The organism is Lentzea xinjiangensis (assembly GCF_900110955.1).
Lineage (GTDB): Bacteria > Actinomycetota > Actinomycetes > Mycobacteriales > Pseudonocardiaceae > Lentzea > Lentzea xinjiangensis.
The window spans coordinates 210,662-211,331 of sequence record NZ_FOFR01000014.1 but is presented as its reverse complement, the minus strand read 5'-3'; the positions used below and the strand labels follow the sequence as shown (position 1 = coordinate 211,331).

Sequence of the window (670 nt, the reverse complement as noted above, 5' to 3'; positions counted from 1 at the left end):
TCAGGCGGGCATCAGGACCGAGTCGATGAGGTACACGGTGGCGTTGGCGGTCTTCACGCCGCCGCAGATCACGTTGGCGTCGTTGGCCTTCAGCGCGTCGCCGGAGCCGGAGACCTTCACGGTGCCGGTCTGCACGGTCTTCTGGTCACCGGCGATCTTGTCCGGGGCGATCTGGCCGGGCACGACGTGGTAGGTCAGGATCTTGGTCAGCAGCGCGTCGTCGGTCTTGAGCTTCTCGATCGTCGCGGCGTCGATCTTCGCGAACGCCGAGTCGACCGGCGCGAAGACCGTGAACTCGGCACCGTTGAGGGTCGAGACCAGGTTCACCTTCGGGTTCAGCTTCCCGGACACGGCACTGACCAGCGTCGTGAGCAGCGGGTTGTTGCTCGCGGCCACGGCCACCGGGTCGGCGGCCATGCCCGACACCGACCCCGCACCGGACGGGACCTGCTTGGCGTAGTCGGCACAGCCGGGGCCGACGAGGGCACCGGCCGGGCCGGCCATCGCCGACGACGACGGCGCCATCGACGACGCCGACATGGGCGCGGCGGGCGCGGTGCTCGAACTGCCACTGCCGGCCATGTCACCCGAACCGCACGCCGCGCCGAACAGGGCGAGCGAGACGGCGCCGGTGGCGAGAACGGTGTTGCGGACGGTCTTGTTCATGACG

The 670-nt window shown here is 69.6% G+C and carries 1 protein-coding gene; it reads right to left on the bottom strand.

Going from position 1 to position 670, the window contains the following annotated elements; genetic code table 11:
- Positions 1 to 666 (bottom strand): fasciclin domain-containing protein, encoded by a 666-nt coding sequence (locus BMW88_RS27460; RefSeq protein ID WP_089955703.1) that lies wholly within the window; start codon positions 664 to 666, stop codon positions 1 to 3.
- Positions 667 to 670 lie beyond the last annotated feature (4 nt).

Bases quoted from the DNA above. Each gene is read 5' to 3' on its own strand.
- BMW88_RS27460 (WP_089955703.1), bottom strand. From the start codon at position 666: ATGAACAAGACCGTCCGCAACACCGTTCTCGCCACCGGCGCCGTCTCG.